At 69.3% G+C, this 19,500-nt stretch carries 22 protein-coding genes and 6 pseudogenes; 25 read left to right on the top strand and 3 right to left on the bottom strand.

Annotated features, from left to right (window positions below; translation table 11 throughout):
* Window positions 1–846, bottom strand: a complete 846-nt coding sequence (locus LP418_RS26110) for a RecB family exonuclease (protein ID WP_257954249.1) — start codon at window positions 844–846, stop codon at window positions 1–3.
* A 10-nt stretch (window positions 847–856) separates the two neighbouring features.
* The gene (locus tag LP418_RS26105) at window positions 857–1,147 is read right to left on the bottom strand and encodes a PD-(D/E)XK nuclease family protein (RefSeq protein WP_257954248.1); all 291 of its coding nucleotides are present in this window, start codon (window positions 1,145–1,147) and stop codon (window positions 857–859) included.
* 64 nt (window positions 1,148–1,211) lie between these two features.
* Here LP418_RS26105 and LP418_RS26100 point away from each other — a divergent pair, with 64 nt between their 5' ends.
* The 9 genes and pseudogenes from LP418_RS26100 (at window position 1,212) to LP418_RS26060 (ending at window position 8,268) form a co-directional block, all read left to right on the top strand.
* Window positions 1,212–2,372 (top strand): site-2 protease family protein, encoded by a 1,161-nt coding sequence (locus LP418_RS26100; protein ID WP_257954247.1) that lies wholly within the window; start codon window positions 1,212–1,214, stop codon window positions 2,370–2,372.
* 25 nt (window positions 2,373–2,397) lie between these two features.
* Window positions 2,398–3,411, top strand: a complete 1,014-nt coding sequence (locus LP418_RS26095) for a tRNA (adenine-N1)-methyltransferase (RefSeq protein WP_442940028.1) — start codon at window positions 2,398–2,400, stop codon at window positions 3,409–3,411.
* Window positions 3,408–3,992 (top strand): RNA polymerase sigma factor, encoded by a 585-nt coding sequence (locus LP418_RS26090; protein ID WP_257954246.1) that lies wholly within the window; start codon window positions 3,408–3,410, stop codon window positions 3,990–3,992. The genes LP418_RS26095 and LP418_RS26090 overlap by 4 nt, the downstream gene beginning before the upstream one ends.
* 282 nt (window positions 3,993–4,274) lie before the next feature.
* The gene (locus LP418_RS26085; protein WP_257954245.1) at window positions 4,275–4,652 is read left to right on the top strand and encodes a hypothetical protein; all 378 of its coding nucleotides are present in this window, start codon (window positions 4,275–4,277) and stop codon (window positions 4,650–4,652) included.
* A 64-nt stretch (window positions 4,653–4,716) separates the two neighbouring features.
* Complete coding sequence (locus LP418_RS26080) at window positions 4,717–5,262, top strand: GrpB family protein (RefSeq protein ID WP_257954244.1); 546 nt, start codon at window positions 4,717–4,719, stop codon at window positions 5,260–5,262.
* A gap of 105 nt (window positions 5,263–5,367) precedes the next feature.
* A pseudogene (gene arc, locus LP418_RS26075) lies at window positions 5,368–7,123 on the top strand (proteasome ATPase).
* Entirely contained in the window at window positions 7,120–7,476 is a 357-nt protein-coding gene (locus LP418_RS26070; RefSeq protein ID WP_257954243.1) for a hypothetical protein, read from the top strand. The pseudogene arc and the gene LP418_RS26070 overlap by 4 nt, the downstream one beginning before the upstream one ends.
* Window positions 7,419–7,580: a hypothetical protein gene (locus tag LP418_RS26065; protein WP_257954242.1), complete on the top strand. Its 162-nt coding sequence runs from the start codon at window positions 7,419–7,421 to the stop codon at window positions 7,578–7,580. The genes LP418_RS26070 and LP418_RS26065 overlap by 58 nt, the downstream gene beginning before the upstream one ends.
* 319 nt (window positions 7,581–7,899) lie before the next feature.
* The gene (locus LP418_RS26060) at window positions 7,900–8,268 is read left to right on the top strand and encodes a hypothetical protein (protein ID WP_257954241.1); all 369 of its coding nucleotides are present in this window, start codon (window positions 7,900–7,902) and stop codon (window positions 8,266–8,268) included.
* 201 nt (window positions 8,269–8,469) lie between these two features.
* On the opposite strand, the pseudogene LP418_RS34735 reads toward LP418_RS26060, so the two are convergent.
* A pseudogene (locus LP418_RS34735) lies at window positions 8,470–8,829 on the bottom strand (class I SAM-dependent methyltransferase); the annotation flags it as partial.
* A 3-nt stretch (window positions 8,830–8,832) separates the two neighbouring features.
* Here LP418_RS34735 and dop point away from each other — a divergent pair.
* The 16 genes and pseudogenes from dop to LP418_RS25985 all read left to right on the top strand — a co-directional run bounded on the left by dop (window position 8,833) and on the right by LP418_RS25985 (window position 19,492).
* Window positions 8,833–10,342, top strand: a pseudogene (dop, locus tag LP418_RS26055) (depupylase/deamidase Dop).
* 150 nt (window positions 10,343–10,492) lie between these two features.
* Complete coding sequence (locus tag LP418_RS26050; protein ID WP_257954240.1) at window positions 10,493–10,690, top strand: ubiquitin-like protein Pup; 198 nt, start codon at window positions 10,493–10,495, stop codon at window positions 10,688–10,690.
* 29 nt (window positions 10,691–10,719) lie between these two features.
* Window positions 10,720–11,519, top strand: a pseudogene (gene prcB, locus LP418_RS26045) (proteasome subunit beta).
* A gap of 7 nt (window positions 11,520–11,526) precedes the next feature.
* Window positions 11,527–11,700 carry a hypothetical protein gene (locus LP418_RS34730; RefSeq protein ID WP_442940027.1) on the top strand — a complete coding sequence of 58 codons (174 nt, stop codon included), beginning with the start codon at window positions 11,527–11,529 and terminating at the stop codon, window positions 11,698–11,700.
* Window positions 11,675–12,682: a proteasome subunit alpha gene (gene prcA, locus LP418_RS34725; RefSeq protein WP_442940327.1), complete on the top strand. Its 1,008-nt coding sequence runs from the start codon at window positions 11,675–11,677 to the stop codon at window positions 12,680–12,682. Before LP418_RS34730 ends, prcA begins: the two co-directional genes overlap by 26 nt.
* Window positions 12,610–12,798, top strand: coding sequence for a proteasome accessory factor PafA2 family protein (locus tag LP418_RS34720; RefSeq protein ID WP_257954239.1), 189 nt, complete (start codon window positions 12,610–12,612; stop codon window positions 12,796–12,798). The genes prcA and LP418_RS34720 overlap by 73 nt, the downstream gene beginning before the upstream one ends.
* A gap of 25 nt (window positions 12,799–12,823) precedes the next feature.
* Window positions 12,824–12,982, top strand: a pseudogene (locus LP418_RS34715) (proteasome accessory factor PafA2 family protein); the annotation flags it as partial.
* A gap of 76 nt (window positions 12,983–13,058) precedes the next feature.
* Window positions 13,059–13,973 carry a proteasome accessory factor PafA2 family protein gene (locus LP418_RS26025; protein ID WP_257957197.1) on the top strand — a complete coding sequence of 305 codons (915 nt, stop codon included), beginning with the start codon at window positions 13,059–13,061 and terminating at the stop codon, window positions 13,971–13,973.
* Window positions 13,974–14,052: 79 nt separating this feature from the next.
* Window positions 14,053–14,580 carry a hypothetical protein gene (locus LP418_RS26020; RefSeq protein ID WP_257954238.1) on the top strand — a complete coding sequence of 176 codons (528 nt, stop codon included), beginning with the start codon at window positions 14,053–14,055 and terminating at the stop codon, window positions 14,578–14,580.
* Complete coding sequence (locus LP418_RS26015; protein ID WP_257954237.1) at window positions 14,549–14,998, top strand: FKBP-type peptidyl-prolyl cis-trans isomerase; 450 nt, start codon at window positions 14,549–14,551, stop codon at window positions 14,996–14,998. Before LP418_RS26020 ends, LP418_RS26015 begins: the two co-directional genes overlap by 32 nt.
* Window positions 14,999–15,386: 388 nt before the next feature.
* Window positions 15,387–16,541, top strand: a pseudogene (locus LP418_RS26010) (WYL domain-containing protein); the annotation flags it as partial.
* Window positions 16,474–16,992, top strand: a complete 519-nt coding sequence (locus LP418_RS26005; RefSeq protein WP_336276142.1) for a helix-turn-helix transcriptional regulator — start codon at window positions 16,474–16,476, stop codon at window positions 16,990–16,992. The pseudogene LP418_RS26010 and the gene LP418_RS26005, both read left to right, overlap by 68 nt.
* Before the next feature lie 34 nt (window positions 16,993–17,026).
* Window positions 17,027–17,311, top strand: a complete 285-nt coding sequence (locus LP418_RS26000) for a Sec-independent protein translocase subunit TatA (RefSeq protein WP_257954236.1) — start codon at window positions 17,027–17,029, stop codon at window positions 17,309–17,311.
* Between the two features lie 24 nt (window positions 17,312–17,335).
* Window positions 17,336–18,565 carry a twin-arginine translocase subunit TatC gene (gene tatC, locus LP418_RS25995; RefSeq protein ID WP_257954235.1) on the top strand — a complete coding sequence of 410 codons (1,230 nt, stop codon included), beginning with the start codon at window positions 17,336–17,338 and terminating at the stop codon, window positions 18,563–18,565.
* Window positions 18,566–18,620: 55 nt separating this feature from the next.
* The gene (locus LP418_RS25990) at window positions 18,621–19,142 is read left to right on the top strand and encodes a diacylglycerol/lipid kinase family protein (protein WP_257954234.1); all 522 of its coding nucleotides are present in this window, start codon (window positions 18,621–18,623) and stop codon (window positions 19,140–19,142) included.
* Window positions 19,091–19,492, top strand: coding sequence for a hypothetical protein (locus tag LP418_RS25985; RefSeq protein WP_257954233.1), 402 nt, complete (start codon window positions 19,091–19,093; stop codon window positions 19,490–19,492). Before LP418_RS25990 ends, LP418_RS25985 begins: the two co-directional genes overlap by 52 nt.
* Window positions 19,493–19,500: the final 8 nt, after the last annotated feature.

Raw genomic sequence — 19,500 nt, 5'->3', positions numbered from 1 at the left:
TCATGTCGACGTGCGACTCCTCCCCCGGCGCACCGTCGCGTGGTGTGCCCGGGGAGTTGCGGGTCTGAAGTCGGAATGACCGAACGTGCAGCGATCGTCCAGCTTTGACAGCGCAAATCGCCAAGCTGTCTTCTCGCGGCTGGTCGAGATCTTGCGAGGCCAGTACTCCTTGGCCAGTGTGAGCATGTCGTCGTGGTCGAGCTGGCCAACCGTCAGGGCGCCGGCTCGGGTGTCGCCGTCACCTAGCCGGGCCCCTAGAAGCCATGGCGACACTGGCAGGTCGTCCATATCCGGCAAGTTGAGTTCCGAAGCAGAATTGATCCAGACTGATTTCGGCCTGTTGTCGCGCTGATGCTGGCGAACGAGTTCGTGAAGGCGATGGGTGTCCACGGTCTGAACCGTGTGTGTCTGTCGATAGTTCGTCACCACCCGCCACAGGTGCACATTGTCGCTCACAACCGACGATCCATCGAGGAACGTGACGCGATAGCAAGGACGGTGATGCACTCCCGACTTGGCGACAACCGTCACTGGCAGCCCGTTCGCGCCCGGGACCTGCTCGCCCACGGCAACGTCGGCCATGCTCGTCCAGCCCGTCGGCGTGGGCAGCGGCGTTTCTAGCGCGAGGCCCTTGTAGTCGACCACCCTGATCCGCCCGTCGGCCGCCACGTCGACGCGGTCCACGAAACCTCGCAGCAGCAGCTTGGAGTCGAGCAACGCCTCGACGTAGACCTCACGCTCGGCCGGCTCGAGGCGGCGCGGGTCCTCGAGGGTGAAATAGCGCGAGAGCACCTCGCGGCAGCTCGTCAGCCAGGTTGCCACGTCCGGGCCCTCGCCGCCGAACATCTCCGCCAGCTCAGGCTCCTCGGCCAGCAGCGCGTCCCACGACGGGACCAACAGGTCGGCAGCGTGGTCCGGTGTGCGGTCGATGGCCGGCAGGTCGAAGAGGTCCCTCGAGCACCTTGTGCACGACAGTGCCGCGCACGGCGTCGGCGGACGGCTGCTCGGGCAGCTTGTCGAGGGTGCGGTAGCGATACATCAGCGGGCAGGTCATGAAGTCGCCCGCGCGGCTCGGTGACAGTGCACCGAGCACGTCGATGCCGTCCACGGGTGTGGAGACGATCTCGGCCGGCGACGTGTGCTGCATGTTCGGCACCCTAGAGCGCGGCACCGACAGCAGGTTCCGATGACCAGCCGGATAGTCTCAAGTGGTGACACAGACGCCGCCCTCGGGGGCTGACAAGCCCGCCCCCGCCCCGCGTGCGCCCGGGACGATCCGGATCGGCTCGATCGCCGGCATCGACGTCCCGGTCACCAGCTCGTGGTTCATCATCGCCGCGCTGATCTCGTTCGCGATCGCGCCCCGCATCGAGCAGGTCGAGCCCGGCCCGGGGGCATTGAAGTACGTCGCTGGCCCGGTGTTCGCGATCGTGCTCTACCTCTCGGTGCTGATGCACGAGGCGTCGCACGCCATCGTGGCACAGCGCTACGGCTTCGGCGTCAACTCGATCACCCTGCACTTCCTCGGCGGCATGACCGAGATCGACGGCGCCGCCAAGCGGCCGCGCCGGGAGTTCTGGATCGCGGTCGTCGGACCGCTGACCTCCATCGCCGTCGGGCTCGCCTCGGTGGGGGTCTGGTTCCTGCTTCCCGAGGGACTGGTGCGGGTCGCCATCGAGGGACTGGCCGGTGCCAACCTGCTCATCGGCGCGCTCAACCTCGTGCCCGGCCTGCCACTCGATGGTGGTCGGGTGCTCAAGTCCATCGTCTGGCGCGCCACCGGCGACGCCAACCGCGGCACCATCGTCGCCGGCTGGGGCGGTCGACTCACGGCGATCGCGCTGCTCGGCTGGCCGGTCATCCAGCGTGAGGTCTTCGGCGTACCCCCGACGATGTTCGACTACCTCCTCGTCATCGTGCTCGGCCTGTTCCTCTGGACCGGCGCCACGGCCGCGATGTCGCATGCCCGGATGCGCCGCCGCCTCCCGCACCTGGTGGCACGGCCGTTGGCGAGGCGCACGCTGGCCGTCGCCGAGGACACACCCCTCGCCGAGGCCGCATGGCGGGCACAGGAGATCGACGCCGGGAGCATCGTCACCGTCACGTCGTCCGGCCGACCGACCGGCATCGTCAGCGAGGCGGCCGTACTCGCCACCCCGGTCGAGCGACGCCCGTGGGTCACGGTCAGCACCGTGGCACGAACCCTCGAGGACGGGCTCACGCTGCCGGCGGCCATCGCGGGCGAGGACCTGATCATGGCAATCAGTCGGCGCCCCGCGGATGAATACCTCCTGCTCGAGGACGACGGCTCGGTGATGGGCGTGCTGTCGACCGCCGACGTGGACAGGGCCTTCCGCGAGTCACGCGCCTGAGCCTTGCCCCACTAGGGTTCCGCGCATGTCCGAGAGTTCTGCGCCCATCAGTCCCGACGTGCCCGCCGAGGCGTGGTCCGGTGTCCACCGCGGCCCGCTGCGCGAGGGGGAGTGGGTGCGGCTGATCGACCAGAAGGGTCGCAAGCACAACTTCGAGCTGACCCCGGGCAAGCGGTTCTTCTCCAACAAGGGCCACCTCGATCACGACGAGATGATCGGCCGCGACGAGGGCTTCACCGTCACGTCGTCGGCCGGCGGGCAGTACCTCGTGTTCCGGCCACTGCTCTCGGAGTTCGTCGTCTCGATGCCGCGCGGTGCGGCCGTCGTCTACCCGAAGGACGCGGCCCAGATCGTCGCGCTCGCCGACATCTACCCCGGCGCCCGCGTGGTCGAGGCCGGTGCCGGTTCCGGTGCGCTCACCTGCTCGTTGCTGCGGGCGGTCGGTCCGTGGGGCAAGGTCACGTCGTTCGAGCTTCGCGAGGAGTTCGCCGAGGTCGCCAAGCGCAACGTCGACCAGTTCTTCAACGCCCCCGCCGGCTCATCGCACCCGGCTCGGGGAGCTGAAGCTGGGCGACCTCAAGGAGGAGCTGCCCCAGCTGGAGGGCCGAGTCGACCGGATCATCCTCGACATGCTCGACCCGTGGAACTGTGTCGACATGGTCGCCGAGAAGCTGGTTCCGGGCGGCATCGTCTGCGCCTACATCGCCACCACCACCCAGCTGTCCCGCGTCGTGGAGACGCTGCGCGCGCACGGTGGGTTCACCGAGCCGCACCCGTGGGAGTCGATGGTCCGCGACTGGCACGTCGAGGGCCTCGCCGTACGCCCCGACCACAAGATGATCGGCCACACCGCCTTCCCCGGTCACCGCGCGCCGCATGGCACCGGGGGAGAAGGCGCTGCGCAAGACCCGCCGGCCCGCGCCGGGTGCCTACGGCATCGACTACACCGGCCCGCGACCGGCCGACCTGCCGCCGCTGGAGGCCACGGAGTCGACCGAGGTGTAACGCTGGGGTCGTGGCGAGCGAAGTAGAGGCATGAACCACGACTCAGGCCAGCAGGTGCAGGGGATCGGCAATGACCCCGACCTGTTCGAGGCCTTCTACCGCCGCCACCTCGACTCGGTGTCGGGGTTCGTCGCGCGACGCGTGACCGACCCGCACCGAGCCGCCGACCTCACCGCCGACATCTTCCCGGCAGCCATCGACGCCTCCGCGCGCTACTCACCGGAACGCGGAGTGCCCGGTGCCCGGCTGATCGGCATCGCCCGCAACGTGATCGCCGACGACGTCCGACAGCGCGCCCGCGAACGCCGAGCCGTCGGCCGGATCCGGGGGCGACGGCTTCTCGACCCCGACTCGATCGCCCGGATCGAGGAGCGCATCGACGCCGAGCGGGAGCTGCGTCGCGTCCATGACGCCCTCGGCTGCCTCTCCGAAGGCGACCGCCAGCTCTTCGAGCTCGTCGCCCTCGACGGACTCTCCGTCACCGACGCCGCAATGGTGCTGGGGGTGAAGCCGCCCACCGCGCGGGTGCGGCTCCACCGAGCCCGCACCCGGCTGCAGTCCCAGCTCGCGACGGCCCTCGTGCCGCTCGCCCTCACCGAGGAGACCCCGTCATGAACACGCTCACACCCTTCGAGACAGCCCTGCTCACCGAGCTCCGTGCCAATGTCGCGCAAAGGGCGACAGTGCCCGCCAAGCGACGGCGACGCTCCGTGGCCGCCGTTGCGGCCGCCGGCATCGCGGCTCTGGCGACCGGGATCGGGATCACCACGATGGGCGGCTCGCCCGCCTTCGCCGTCGACACCTCGGCCGACGGCGACATCGTCGTCCGCATCCACGAGCTCACCGACGCCGACGGCTCGGAGAAGGCCCCGGCCGACCGGGGGCGTCACCGCCGACGTGTCCTACGGCGGCAATGCCGGCAACGGGGTCATGATCGACGGCTCCGGCAAGGTGACCGCGGGCAACGATGCCCCCTCTGGCGACCTGCCCGACGACGGCACGGTGGTCACCGACGAGGAGGGTGCCACCAGTGGTGCTTCTCCCGAGTTCTCCACGGACCCGCCCGGCGAGGACCCGTGCGGAAACACCGCCGAGCTCCCGGTGGCGGTCACACGCGAGGGCACGGACTTCGTGATCAGCATCGACGGGGAGTCGACGTTGGCCAAGCAGAGCCTGTCGATCACCACCCTGTCGCGAGGCGAGGGTGCCGACATCGTCGTCTCCTTCGCACCCGTCGACGGGCTGATGTGTGCCCTCGGTACCTCCTCGGAGTAGCCCGCGGTCCCGCGCCGTACGCACCTCCTGCTTGGGTTGGACCCCCGAGCAGGAGGTGTTGCGCATGGTCGAGGTCGTCGCTTGGTCGGTCACCTGGTCCCGGGACTTCGAGCGCGTCGCCGCTGGCCTTCGTACGGCGCTCGCGACCGTTCCGGGAGCACGGGTCGAGCACGTCGGTTCGACCTCCGTGCCCGGGCTCGCTGCGAAGCCGATCCCGGACATCGACGTCATCGTCTCCCGAGACTCTGTGCCGGCAGCGGTCGAGGCGCTGGCCGCCATCGGGTACGCCCACCGCGGTGACACGGGCGTCACCGGCCGGGAGGCGTTCTTCGCCCCGGACGAGTCGCCGCGACGCAACGTCTACGTGTGCGAGAACGGCACGACCAACGTCCGCAACCACCTCGCGGTCCGGGACACCCTCAAGGCGCGAGACGACCTTCGAGACGCGTATGCCGACGTGAAGCTCTCGCTCGCGGAAGATCCCGTCATGGACATCGACACCTACATCGCCCGCAAGTTCGCAGTCCTCCAGCGGGTGCTCGAGGCATCCGGCGAGTTCAGCGCCGCCGAGCTGGCCGCCATCCGGCGGCTCAACGACCCCGACGGGTGAGTCGTCGTCGCCGTACCGCATCGAAATCGTGACCAACACTCGTGGATATCCACTTCCGTCTCATCGCCAGATGGGTAATGTCCGAAGCAACAGGAGGTGAGGCACATGTCCGACTCGACATCCACGCCCGCAGGGTCCGGAATGGATCCCGACGAGCTCGCCACGCAGGTGCGCTTCCGGAGGCCGAGGTCTCCGACCTTCGTCGCCGGTTGACCGAGGTGCCCGGCCGGGCTCGCGGCCCGGAGCTCCGGCTCGCCGACACCCAGCGTTCGCTCGCCGCGGTGACGAGCCAGAACGAACGGCTCGCCCAGACGCTGCGCGAGGCCCGCGACCAGATCATGAAGCTCAAGGAGGAGGTCGACCGGCTCGCGCAGCCGCCGGCCGGCTTCGGCACCTTCCTTGCCCGCAACGAGGACGACTCCGTCGACGTGTTCACCGGCGGTCGCAAGCTGCGGGTCAACGTCAGTCCCGCCGTCGAGCTCGACGAGCTGGTCCGGGGCCGGGAAGTCATGCTCAACGAGGCCCTCAACGTCGTCGCCGCGCTCAAGTTCGAGAAGGTCGGCGAGGTGGTGATGTTCAAGGAGCTGCTCGAGGACGGGCAGCGGGCCCCGGTGATCGCCAACGCCGACGAGGAGCGGGTCGTTCGCCTCGCGGCCCCACTGCTCGACACGCCGCCGAAGGCCGGCGACTCGCTGCTCCTCGACGGGCGCGCCAGCTATGCCTACGAGCGGGTGCCCAAGTCCGAGGTGGAGGAGCTGGTCCTCGAAGAGGTGCCCGACATCGACTACTCGCAGATCGGTGGTCTGGTCGCGCAGATCGACGCGATCCACGACGCCGTCGAGCTGCCCTACCTCTATCCGGAGCTGTTCAAGGAGCACAAGCTCAAGCCGCCCAAGGGCGTGCTGCTCTACGGCCCGCCCGGATGCGGCAAGACGCTGATCGCCAAGGCCGTGGCCAACTCGCTCGCCAAGAAGGTCAGCGAGAAGACCGGCAGCTCCGGCAAGTCCTACTTCCTCAACATCAAGGGCCCCGAGCTCCTCAACAAGTACGTCGGCGAGACCGAGCGGCACATCAGGCTGGTCTTCCAGCGGGCGCGCGAGAAGGCGTCGATGGGCACACCCGTCATCGTGTTCTTCGACGAGATGGACTCGCTGTTCCGCACCCGCGGCTCGGGGGGTGTCCTCCGACGTGGAGAACACGATCGTCCCGCAGCTGCTCAGCGAGATCGACGGCGTGGAGACGCTGGAGAACGTGCTTGTCATCGGTGCCTCCAACCGCGAGGACATGATCGACCCCCGCGATCCTGCGACCGGGTCGCCTCGACGTGAAGATCAAGATCGAGCGGCCCGACGCGGAGTCCGCGCGCGACATCTTCACGAAGTACCTCACCGCCGACCTGCCGCTGCATCCCGACGACCTCGCCGAGTTCCACGACGACCGCGACGCGTGTGTCGCAGGGATGATCCGCGCCACCGTCGAGCGGATGTACACCGAGTCCGAGGAGAACCGCTTCCTCGAGGTGACCTACGCCAACGGCGACAAGGAGGTCCTCTACTTCAAGGACTTCAACTCCGGCGCGATGATCCAGAACATCGTCGACCGGGCCAAGAAGATGGCGATCAAGGACTTCCTCGAACAGCAGCAGCGCGGCGTACGGGTGCAGCACATGCTCCGGGCGTGCGTGGACGAGTTCAAGGAGAACGAGGACCTGCCCAACACCACCAACCCCGACGACTGGGCCCGCATCTCCGGCAAGAAGGGCGAGCGGATCGTCTTCATCCGCACGCTCATCACCGGCAAGCAGGGCACCGAGCCGGGTCGGTCGATCGACAACCTCACCAACACCGGCCAATACCTGTGACACCGGACGAGCTCGAGCGCTCCGAGGTCGAGGCGGTGCTCGAGACCCGACGCGAGCTCGGCCTGCGCTACGACGCCGAGCTCGTCGACGGCTTCGCCGACCGCATCGAGGCCGAGGTGGCGCGCCGGGTCGGTGCCGAGACGCAGCTGCGTCAACAGGCGCAGCGCGCCCGGGCCTCCGGCGGACCGCGGCAGCTGGCGCTGGCGATCGTCTCCCCGGTTCCCGTCGGCATCCCCGTCACCGCGATCAACCTCGCGGCCGCGGACGATCCCTCGATCGTCGGGCTGACGATCTCGTGGGCCGGCATCGTCGGCGTCAACATCGCACACGCCCGGCAGTCCCGCCGTCGCTGAACCCCCTGACCCCACACAAGGAGAAGTTCATGATCAAGATCCCGGTCATCGTCGTCATCGTGCTGGTCGTCCTCGCCGTGCTCGGCAAGCTGCGGAGCCGCTGAGCGGGCCACCCTCGCTCGGACCTAGAGTTCCGGCCATGAGCCGACACTTCTTCGGTCCGACGCACGCTTGCGCGCGTCCTGCTCCGTCTCGGTCGCTGGCGCACTGCGGGAGAGGTGCCCCAGCGCGGCATCCTCGTCGGCGCCCCGCACACCTCCAACTGGGACTGGGTCCTGACCCTGCTGCTCGGGTGGGACAGCAGCGTGAACATCCGGTTGCTGGTGAAGAAGGAGTTCTTCAAGGGCCCCCTCGGTCCGCTGTTGCGCTCCACCGGCGCCGTGCCCCCTGGACCGGTCCGACCCCACCGAGACGATCAACCGGTTGCTCGCCGACGCGGAGGTCGACGAGGGCTTCCTGCTCGGCCTCGCTGCCGAGGGCACGCGGAGCAAGACGGACTACTGGAAGTCGGGCTTCTACCGGATCTCGCAGAAGACCGGCATCCCGGTCACACTGGCCTATCTCGACAGCGCGACCCGCACCGTCGGGTGGGGCCCGACCTTCGACCTCACCGGCGACGTGAAGGCCGACATGGACCGCGTCCGCGAGTTCTACGCCGACAAGACCGGCATCAAGCCCGACCAGGGCCACCGTCCCGCGGCTGCGCTGAAGAGGACAAGGCCTCAGGCTGACCGCGCTCTGCCCATGAAGAGGTGGGTCCACGGCCGTCCGATCGATGGGCCCGGCAGGTAGAACGCCTCCACGGTCTCGATCTCCCAGCCATTCGCCTCGATCAGCGCCGGCATGTCGCGCGTGAGGTGACACCCGCCGGCCAGCCTGCGCTGCCGGGGCTCCCAGCGCCGCTGCTGCTTCTGGATGTCGGGTTCGGGGGGCGAGACCGTGCTCGAGGAAGTGCAACCGTCCCTGCGGGCCCACCACGCGGCGTACCTCACGCAGGGCCAGCGCCGGATCCGGGATCGTGCACAGGCTGAACGTCACGAGGGCCGCGTCATGGGACTCGTCCGACAGGGCCGAGTGCTGGCCGTCGAGCCCGGCCCGCTCGATGCGTACGGCGCTGCGCCGCCGTCGCTTCTCCGAGAGGCCCCATCCCACGTCGGATGGCTCCACCGCACTGATCGAGGTCACGTCCGGCGGATACCAGCGGACGTTCAGCCCCGAACCGAAGCCGATCTCGAGGACCCGACCGCTCAGGTCCACGCACGTCCGGCCGCGCAGCTCGCCGATCTCGTGTCCCTTCAGCGAGACATCCGCCAGACGAGGCACCACGTGTTCGTCCCACAGCCGTAGGCTCATGACATGAGCGTACGACGCGTGATGGGAACCGAGGTCGAGTACGGCATCTCCGTGCAGGGCCTCCCTCTTGCCAACCCCATGGTCGCGTCCTCCCGGGTCGTCAACGCCTACGCGTCGTCGACGATCAAGGCACGCCGCGCACGCTGGGACTTCGAGGAGGAGTCGCCGCTGCTGCGCGACGCCCGCGGCTACGACATGTCGCGCCAGTCGCCGATCCCAGTCAGCTCACCGACGAGGACCTCGGGCTCGCCAACGTCATCCTCACCAACGGGGCACGGTTGTACGTCGACCACGCGCACCCGGAGTACTCCACGCCCGAGGTGACGTCTCCGCTCGACATCGTCAAGTGGGACAAGGCGGGGAGCAGATCATGCTCGACGCCCAGCGGCTCGCGTCGCAGCCGCCGGCGACGGCGCAGATCGTGCTCTACAAGAACAACACGGACAACAAGGGCGCATCCTACGGTGCCCACGAGAACTTCCTGATGCGGCGCTCGACCCCGTTCGCCGACATCGTGCGCCACCTGACGCCGTTCTTCGTCAGCCGCCGGGTGGTGTGCGGCGCGGGTCGCGTTGGCATCGGCCGGGACGGGCGCGAGCACGGGTTCCAGATCAGCCAGCGCGCCGACTACTTCGAGGTCGAGGTGGGGCTCGAGACGACGCTGAAGCGTCCGATCATCAACACCCGCGACGAGCCGCACGCCGACCCGGAGAAGTACCGCCGGCTCCATGTGATCATCGGCGACGCGAATCTGGCCGAGGTGTCGACGTACCTCAAGGTCGGCACGACCGCGCTGGTGCTGGCGATGATCGAGGACAAGTTCATCACCACAGACCCGGCTGTCAGCGGCTCCGTCGCGTCACTGCGCGCGGTGTCGCACGACCCGACGCTCAAGCACCTGCTGACCATGCACGACGGCCGCACCATGACGGCCGTCCAGCTGCAGATGGAATACCTCGACCTCGCACGCAAGTTCGTCGACGACCGCCTCGGTGACGACGCCGACGCGCAGACCGTCGACGTGCTGGCGCGCTGGGAGTCGGTGCTGACGCGGCTCGAGCACGACCCGATGCAGTGCGCGGGCGAGCTCGACTGGGTGGCCAAGCTGAAGCTGCTCCAGCAGTACCGCGATCGCGACGACCTCGACTGGGACGACGCCAAGCTGCACCTGATCGACCTGCAGTACGCCGACATCCGCCCCGACAAGGGTCTCTACGCCAAGCTCGTCGCGGCCGGCCGGATCGAGCGCCTCCTCGACGACGCGTCGGTCGAGGACGCCATGCACGACCCGCCCGAGGACACCCGCGCCTACTTCCGCGGCCGTTGCCCGGAGAAGTACGCCGAACACGTCGCCGCCGCCTCCCGGGACTCGGTCATCTTCGACCTCCCCGGCCGCGAGTCCCTCCAGCGTGTCCCCACCATCGACCCGCTCCGCGGCAGCAAGGCCCACGTCGGCGCCCTGCTCGACGAGTGCGACACCGCCCTCGACCCGGTCGCCCGCCTCACCCGGTAGTCCCTGTCGTCGCGGCCCCGAGCTACCGAACGGTACGGGGGCAGACTTCGTTGGCAGCCCCCTGACTGTTCGGTAGCGCAGCCGTCCGCAACGTCCGGCCCAATGGGCGCTTCCCGTGCGTGGTTTCGTTTTGTGGATAGGGTCGGAGGCATGGCCCGGGAACAGAAGCAACCGCGCAAATCCACCCGGGACGAGACGGCGACCGACGAGGTCGTCGAGACCGACGTTGCCGAGCGCAAGGAGGTCATCGACGACGACGTCGACGCCATCCTCGACGAGATCGACGAAGTGCTCGAGACCAACGCCGAGGACTTCGTGAAGTCGTTCATCCAGAAGGGTGGCCAGTGAGCGACCCGCGCCTGCCCGCTGCCTACCTGATGCCGGGCACCTCTTCCTTCAGCGACTTCCACGGCCGTCCGGGCGCCTGACCTGCTGCCGTCGCGCCGCGCCGTACCCTCCGGCCACGCCGGCGACCTCGCTCCCCATGGCACGACCATCGTCGCCGCGACGTTCCCCGGCGGAGTCGTGATGGCGGGCGACCGCCGCGCCACGATGGGCAACATCATCGCGCAGCAGCGACATCGAGAAGGTCTTCCCTGCGGACGAATACTCCGTGGTCGGGATCGCCGGCACCGCCGGCCTCGCCGTCGAGATGGTCCGACTGTTCCAGACCGAGCTCGAGCACTACGAGAAGATCGAGGGCACGACGCTCTCGATGGACGGCAAGGCCAACCGGCTCGCCGCGTTGATCCGCGCCAACCTCGGCCCGGCCATGCAGGGCCTCTCCGTCGTGCCGCTCTTCGCGGGCTTCGACCTCAACTCCAACCGGGGCCGCATCTTCAGCTACGACGTCACCGGTGGCCGCTACGAGGAGACCGCCTTCCACAGCGTCGGCTCGGGCTCGCTGTTCGCTCGCGGCTCGCTGAAGAAGCTCTACCGCGAGGACCTCACGGCAGAAGGCTGCGTCACGGCCGTCATCCGGGCGCTGTACGACGCCGCCGACGACGACTCCGCCACCGGTGGTCCCGACATCACCCGCCGCATCTTCCCGGTCGTCCGGGTCGTCACTGCCGATGGCGGCTACCGGATGCCCGATGCCGAGGTCGCGGAGATCGCCGACCGGATGCTCGCCGCGCGCATGCAGCGCCCCGATGGCCCCGCGGCCGCCCTGATCTGAGGACACCATGAGCACCCCGTTCTACGTCTCGCCCGAACAGCTGATGAAGGACCGCGCCGACTTCGCGCGCAAGGGCATCGCCCGCGGTCGGTCGGTTGTCGCCATCCAGTACGCCGACGGCATCCTCTTCGTCTCGGAGAACCCGTCCCGAGGCGCTGCACAAGGTCTCCGAGATCTATGACCGGATCGCGTTCGCCGCGGTCGGTCGCTACAACGAGTTCGAGAACCTGCGCATCGCCGGCGTGCGGCTGGCCGACATGCGCGGCTACGCCTACGACCGCCGCGACGTGACGGGTCGCGGACTGGCCAACGCCTACGCGCAGACCCTCGGCACGATCTTCTCCAGTGGTGGCGAGAAGCCCTACGAGGTGGAGATCTTCGTGGCCGAGGTGGGGGACCAGCCCGCCGAGGACCAGCTGTACCGCCTGACCTACGACGGCCGGGTCGCCGACGAGCACGGCTTCGCGGTGATGGGCGGAGCGGCGGACATCGTCGCCACGCACCTCAAGGAGCACTACGTCGAGGGCGCCAGCCTCGAGGACGCCATGCACGTCGCGGTGGCTGCCCTCGGGCACACCGACTCCGGCGACCGGGTGATCCCGGTCGACGACCTCGAGGTTGCGATCCTCGACCGCACCCGCACGCAGCCGCGCAAGTTCGTCCGCCTGCGACCGTCGCGGCTCGTCGAGATCCTCGGAGACCGAGGCCCGGAGCAGCCCGACACCCCGCGCAGCGACGACAACGTGGGCGCGACGCCGCCGACCGCGCCCGGCACGGATGACCCGGCCGATCCCACCGACCGGGTCAGTGGGGGAGTGCCGCCGCTCGAGCACCCGTTGAGCGGCGAGCCGACGGAGCACCGGGTGCCGCCACCGACCGCGCCGCCCATCGCACCGCCCGCTCCTGCGCCGCACCCGACCGGACCCGGCCGACCCGGGTCAGCCGACGCCACCCACGCCCCAGCCGCCGATCCCGGACCCGTCCCAGCCGCCTGCTCCGGGCACCCCTCCGGGGGACCCGGGCGATCCCCTTCCCTGAGACTTGCGTGTTCGGCCCCACACGACGCCCAGCACGGTTCTAGGGTGGGGTCATGGACCGTCGGATCTTCGGGATCGAGAACGAGTACGGCGTCACGTGCACGTTCAAGGGCCAGCGCAGGCTGAGCCCCGACGAGGTCGCGCGCTATCTCTTCCGCAAGGTCGTCAGCTGGGGTCGGTCGAGCAACGTCTTCCTCCGCAACGGCGCGAGGCTCTACCTCGACGTCGGTAGCCACCCCTGAATACGCGACGCCCGAGTGCGACGACATCGTCGACCTCGTCACGCACGACAAGGCGGGGGAGCGGATCCTCGAGGGGCTGCTGCTCGATGCCGAGCAGCGCCTGCACGACGAGGGCATCGCCGGCGACATCTACCTCTTCAAGAACAACACCGACTCCGCGGGGAACTCCTACGGCTGCCACGAGAACTACCTCGTCGGGCGGGCCGGGGAGTTCAGCAAGCTCGCCGACATCCTGATCCCCTTCCCCGGTCACCCGCCAGATCGTCGTCGGCGCCGGCAAGGTCACGCAGACGCCACGCGGTGCGACGTACAACGTCTCCCAACGCGCCGAACACATCTGGGAGGGCGTCTCGAGCGCCACCACCCGGAGCCGGCCGATCATCAACACCCGCGACGAGCCGCACGCGGACGCGGAGAAGTACCGCCGCCTGCACGTCATCGTCGGCGACTCCAACATGAGCGAGACGACCACCATGCTCAAGGTGGCCTCGTGCGACCTCGTGCTGCGGATGATCGAGGAGGGCGTGGTGATGCGCGACCTCACGATGGAGAACCCGATCCGAGCCATCCGGGAGATCTCCCACGACGTCACCGGTCGCCGCAAGGTGCGGCTGGCCAACGGCCGCGAGGCGAGTGCGCTGGAGATCCGGGCCGAATACCTCGGCAAGGCGCGCGACTTCGTCGACCGCCGCCAGATCAGCACGCCGCTGATCGAGCAGGCGCTCGACCTGTGGGAGCGCGGGCTCAAGGCGATCGAGTCCGACGACCTCGGTCTGGTCGACCGCGAGATCGACTGGGTGATCAAGTGGAAGCTGATCGATCGCTACCGCGCCAAGCACGGGCTGCCGATGGGGCACCCGCGGATCGCGCAGCTCGACCTCGCCTACCACGACATCCACCGCAACCGGGGGCTCTACTACCTCCTCGAGAAGCGGGGCGCGGTCACGCGCGTCACCAGCGACCTGAAGATCTTCGAGGCCAAGAGCGTGCCGCCGCAGAACACCCGCGCCCGGCTGCGCGGCGAGTTCATCCGCAAGGCCCGGGAACGACGGCGCGACTTCACCGTCGACTGGGTGCACCTCAAGCTCAACGACTGGGCCCAGCGCACGGTGCTGTGCAAGGACCCGTTCAAGGCCTACGACGAGCGCGTGCAACGACTCATCGACGGCATGTGAGTCGTTCAACAACGTCACAGACTGGCCGGATAGGGTGACCCGCGCTGTCCTGCACATCAACGGATTAGGTGACCCCATCGTGTCTCGCTCCACCCGCACCCGCCTCGTCGCCGCCAGCGGCGTCCTCGCCCTCACGGCACTCTCGCTCACCGCCTGCGGCTCCGACGACGGGTCGGGCACCGACGCGGCCGGTGGACTCGACAGCGTCAAGATCACCGGCGACATCGGCAAGGCGCCGAAGGTCACCCGGGAGGGCGAGGTCGACCCCGAGGAGATCGAGACCGAGGTCCTCACGGAGGGCGACGGCGACGTGATCGAGGCCGGCGACGGCGCGCTCGCCCACATCTGGATCGGCAACGGCTTCACTGAGGAGGAGGCCTACAACAGCTACGAGACGAAGGCGCCGCAGCTGCTCATCGGCGAGATCTCCAAGCCGTTCCGGGGAGGCCCCGGAGGGCCACAAGGTCGGCTCCCGGGTCGCCGTGGCGGCCAACGCCACCGACGCCTTCGGCGAGGCCGGCAACTCCCAGCTCGGCATCGGCAACAAGGACGGCCTCGTCTTCGTGGTCGACCTGATGGCCCGCGTCGGCGACGAGCCGACCGGTGAGGAGCGCGACGCTGCCAAGTGGTCGCCGAGCCTGATCGAGGCCGACGGTGTCATCACCGGCTTCGACTTCGCCGACGCCAACAAGCCGAGCAAGAACCTCCTCGACACCACGCTGGTCAAGGGCGACGGCCCCGTGGTGGAGAGTGGCCAGACGATCGCGGTCAACTACCTCGGGCAGGTCTACGACGCCAAGGCGCCGTTCGACGAGTCCTACTCCAAGGACCCGACCTCCTTCCCGATCGGCGTGGGCCAGGTCGTGGCCGGCTGGGACAAGGCACTGGTCGGCAAGACCGTCGGCTCCCGCGTGATCCTGTCGATCCCGCCGGCCGACGGCTACGGCAAGGAAGGCAACAAGAGCGCCGGGATCAAGGGCACCGACACGCTGTTCTTCGTCATCGACATCCTCGCCGCCGCCTGACCGAGCACGTCGAAAGCAGGGAGGGGGAGCGGCATGGCGGAGAAGTCGGAGCGACTGCTCAATCTCTACATCATGCTGCTCGCCCAGACCCGCTTCGTCTCCAAGCGAGACATCCGACGCGCTCACTACGGTGAATACGCCGACAACATCCGTGGCGACGAGGCCTTCGAGAAGGCTTTCGAGCGGGACAAGGAAGACCTCCGCGAGCTCGGTGTCGTGATCGAGGTGGGCTCGCTCGACGGCTACTTCGAGGACGAGCAGGGCTATCGCATCTCTCCCGACACGTCCTCATTGCCGGAGATCACGTTCGAGGCCGACGAGGCAGCCGTGCTCGGCATCGCGGCGCGCCCGGGAGCAGGCCACGCTGGCGCGCGCCACCACCGAGGCGATGCGCAAGCTGGCCGCGCAGGGCGTCGAGATCGACACGAGTCGGCTCGGCCTCGTCCCGCCCAGCCTGCGGGCCGAGGAACCGGCGTTCGACGCCTGCTGGGAGGCCACCCAGAAGCGCCGGGTCATCACGTTCGACTACCGCCGTCCCGGCGAGAACCCGGCGCGGCGCCGCCTCCAGCCCCGGGGCGTCGTCCGGTCGTCCGGGCGGTGGTACGTCGTGGGGTTCGACCTCGACCGGAAGGCCGAGCGCGTCTTCCGGCTCTCCCGGGTGCAGGGCAAGGTGACCCTGACCGGCAAGACTGCGGCGTACGACGTCCCGGCCGGCACGGACGTGAAGCTGGTCGCGCACCGCCCGGTGCACCGCACCCCCGACATCGAGGCGACGCTGCTGGTCCGTCAGCGCACCGGCGTGGGCGTACGCCGCAACGCCGCCGTGATCGAGGAAGACGTCGCCGGCCCCGACGAACTCACGGCCCCGGGACCGCCTCACGGTCAGCGGCCGGGTCCGCGACCTCGTCAACACCGTGCTCACGCTCGGTGCCAACGCCGTCGTCGAGGCTCCCGACGACCTGCGCGCCGAGGTCGTCTCACGGCTCGAGGGCGTGATCGCGTGACGACGCCCAAGCCGGTCTCGCACGCCGCCGGGGAACAGGTCGGTCGCCTGCTCGCGCTCGTGCCCTACCTGCACCAGCACGGCGAGGTGCGCATCTCCGAGGCCGCCGCCGCGCTCGGCGTCGATGCCGCCCAGCTCGACAAGGACCTGCGGGTCCTCTTCATGTGCGGGCTGCCGGGTGGCTACCCCGACGACCTGATCAACGTCGACCTCGACGCGCTGGAGGGCGAGGGGATCATCCGCGTCGACAACGCCGACTACCTCGCACGCCCGGTCCGGTTCGGGCCCTCCGAGGCAGCCGCGCTGGTCGTGGCGCTGCGGGCCATCGAGCAGAGCGCCTCCGCCGAGACACGCGAGGTCGTGGCGCGAACGCTGGCCAAGCTCGAGGAGGCCGGCGCCGCGTCAGCGGCCGAGCAGATCCACGTGACCAGCGACGACGCCCCGGGCGCCGACCTGCTGCCGCTGCTGCAGGGTGCGATCGACCGCGGACACCAGCTCGAGATCTCCTACTACGTGCCGAGCCGGGACGAGCAGTCCTCGCGGATCGTCGAACCCCGCGCCCTCACCCGGGTCGGCGACGCGACCTACCTCGACGCCCCGGTGCCACACCGCCAACGGAGACCGAGCCTTCCGCCTCGACCGGATCGTGGCTGCCACCGAGCTGCCGGACCCGGTCTCCCAGCGTGCCGCGGAGCCCCGCGACCTGTCCGGTGGCTGGTTCCGTGGCGACGGCGAGACGGTGGCCGTGACCCTGCGCCTCCAGCCGGCCGCCCAGTGGGTGCCGGAGTACTACCCGGTCTCCGAATCCGCTCCCGGACCGGACGGCACCCTCGATGTCGTGATCGACGTGGCGAGCGAGTCGTGGCTCCAGCAGCTGCTCTTCCGGGTGGCCCCGCACGCCACCGTGATTGCGCCCCCGGAGTTTTCCGAATCGTTCACAGCCAGTGCACGGGCGGCGCTCAGGCTGTATCAGGATGGCGGCGTAGGATGAGAGACGCAGCCGTCCCCGACTTTTGGAGCAACTCATGATCAACCCCTTGATTGGCCTGCCGCAGGGCGCGGAGTGGCTGGTCATCCTCGCGATCGTGATCCTGGTCTTCGGTGCGGCCAAGCTGCCCGAGCTCGCCCGCGGCACCGGCCGAGCCCTGCGGATCTTCAAGACCGAGACCAAGGGCCTGCGCGACGACGATGACGACAAGGCCGCCCCGACGGCGCCGTCCGAGCTGCCCCCGACCTCGACGACGCAGGCCGAGCCCACGATCCAGTCCGAGGTCGACCCCGAGTTCCGCGCTGACAAGCACCGGGGCTGACCCGGACACCACGACACCACCTCTGTGAGCTTCGTCGGACGGTTCGCCCGTCTCTACTCGGCCAAGCCCGCGCACCCTGTCGGCCCTGAGGGCCGGATGGCGCTGGGCGACCACCTGAGGGAGCTGCGCGCCCGCGTGCTGCGCGCCGGAACGTTGATGATCCCGGCCGTCGGCCTCGCGCTCTACTTCTTCGATCCGCTCTACGACCTCGTGGTCGGGCCCTACATGCAGGCGCGCGAGCGGTTGCCCGAGGGGACCACCCAAGCCACGACCGGAGGCGCTGCCGGTGGTCTCATGCTCTATCTCAAGCTGGCCGGCTTCACTGCGCTGGTCTCCACGGCGCCGTACTGGCTCTACCAGATCTGGGCCTTCATCCTGCCGGGCCTGCACGCCAGCGAGCGGAAGTGGTCGCGAATCTTCGTGGCGATCGCCGGTCCGCTGTTCCCGGCGGGCATCGTGCTCGGCTATGTCACCCTGCCCAAGGGCCTCGAGGTCCTGATCGGGCTCAACCCAGAGGGCGTCACCAACCTCGTCGACTTCAACGAGTACCTCCAGTTCTTCACGCGCACGCTGCTCGTCTTCGGCCCGGCGTTCGAGATCCCGGTCTTCGTGGTGATGCTCAACCTCGCCGGCGTGGTCACCGGCAAGCAGCTGGGCGCGCACCGGCCATGGATCGTCGTCGGCATCTTCGTCTTCGCGGCGGTCGCGACCCCGTCGGCCGACCCGTTCACGATGACCTTCATGGCCGTGCCGATGCTGGTCCTCTACCTCATCTCCGAGGTCATCGCCCGCTACAACGACCGTCGCAAGGCGGCCCTGCAAGCCCAACGCGGGACTGTCACCCGACGAGCTCTCACCCATCTGACACAGTGGCGCGCATGGAGTCCACGCCGATCATCGACGTCGATCCCTTCGACCTGCCCGAGTGGCTCGGCATCGGCCGGGTGGTCTGGCACGCCGACGAGGGCCTGCGCAACGGGCACCTCGTCGCGGGTCGCATCGTCTCGGGGGACCACGTCCCGGGCTGCGACCTGCTCGCCGTCGACGAGGCCTACCCAGCTCCCGTCACCGACGACGACTCACGACTGCGCGCCCACCGGGCGTGGCGGCACGGGCAGGTCCTTCTCGGTTCGTACGCCGACCGCCCGGTGCTCGCCGCGCCGGGCACCCGCTTCGATGCCGACCGGGTGCTCGACACCCCGGCCGGGCTGGCGCGGGCCGTCGGTGGCTCGCCCGACAACATGGCTGCCCTGATCCGCATCGGCGCGGAGAAGCAGGGTCGTCGCTGACGCTGGATAGGGTCGGTGACATGGCCCGCGAGATCGCTCTTCTCACCAATCCAACGTCGGGCAAGGGCAAGGGCGCTCGCTACCGCGAGGCCGCCCTGCCGCGCCTGCGCGACGCCGGACTGGTCGTGCGCAACCTCGAGGGCCGCGACGCCGACGAGGCACTCGACCCGGCGAAGGCCAGTGCCGCCGACGGCGTCGAAGCGCTGGTGGTCTGCGGCGGCGACGGGCTCGTCCACCTCGCCGCCCAGATACTCGCCGGGACCGGCATCCCGCTCGGGATCATCCCCGCCGGCACCGGCAATGACGTCGCTCGCTACTTCGACCTGCCGCGCAAGGACCCCGTCGCGGCGGCCGACCGCGTGATCGGCTCCCGCATCCGCACCGTCGACCCGGCGCGCGCCGGTTCTCGCTACTTCGTCACGGTCCCGGCGGCCGGCTTCGACGCCATCGTCAACGAGCGCGCCAACGAGATGATCGGCCGCGCGGCCAGATGCGCTACAACGTCGCCACCCTCGCCGAGCTGCGCACCTTCCGCCCGATGACCTTCACCCTCGACCTCGACGGCGTCTCCCTCAAGCGCGAGGCGATGCTCGTCGCTGTGGGCAACGGCACGTCGTACGGCGGAGGGCTCCGCATCACCGAAGGGGCCCTGCTCGACGACGGCTTCCTCGACGTGGTCATCATCAACACGATGACCAAGCCCGGGCTGATCCGCACCTATCCCAAGCTCTTCTCCGGCACCCACGTCGGCGAGCCGGAGTACGAGCACCACCGCGTCCGCAGCGTGACGGTCGCCGCGGCGGGGGTCGTCACCTACGCCGACGGCGAGCGGTTCGGCGAGCTGCCATTGACGATCACGTGCGAGCCGGGCGCGTTGGGGGTGTTCGCGTGAGCGTCATG

Origin of the sequence: Nocardioides sp. B-3, assembly GCF_024703895.1 — a bacterium.
GTDB lineage: Bacteria > Actinomycetota > Actinomycetes > Propionibacteriales > Nocardioidaceae > Nocardioides.
Note: the sequence above shows the minus strand (reverse complement) of the source record. Positions and strands in the feature narration are given on the sequence as shown.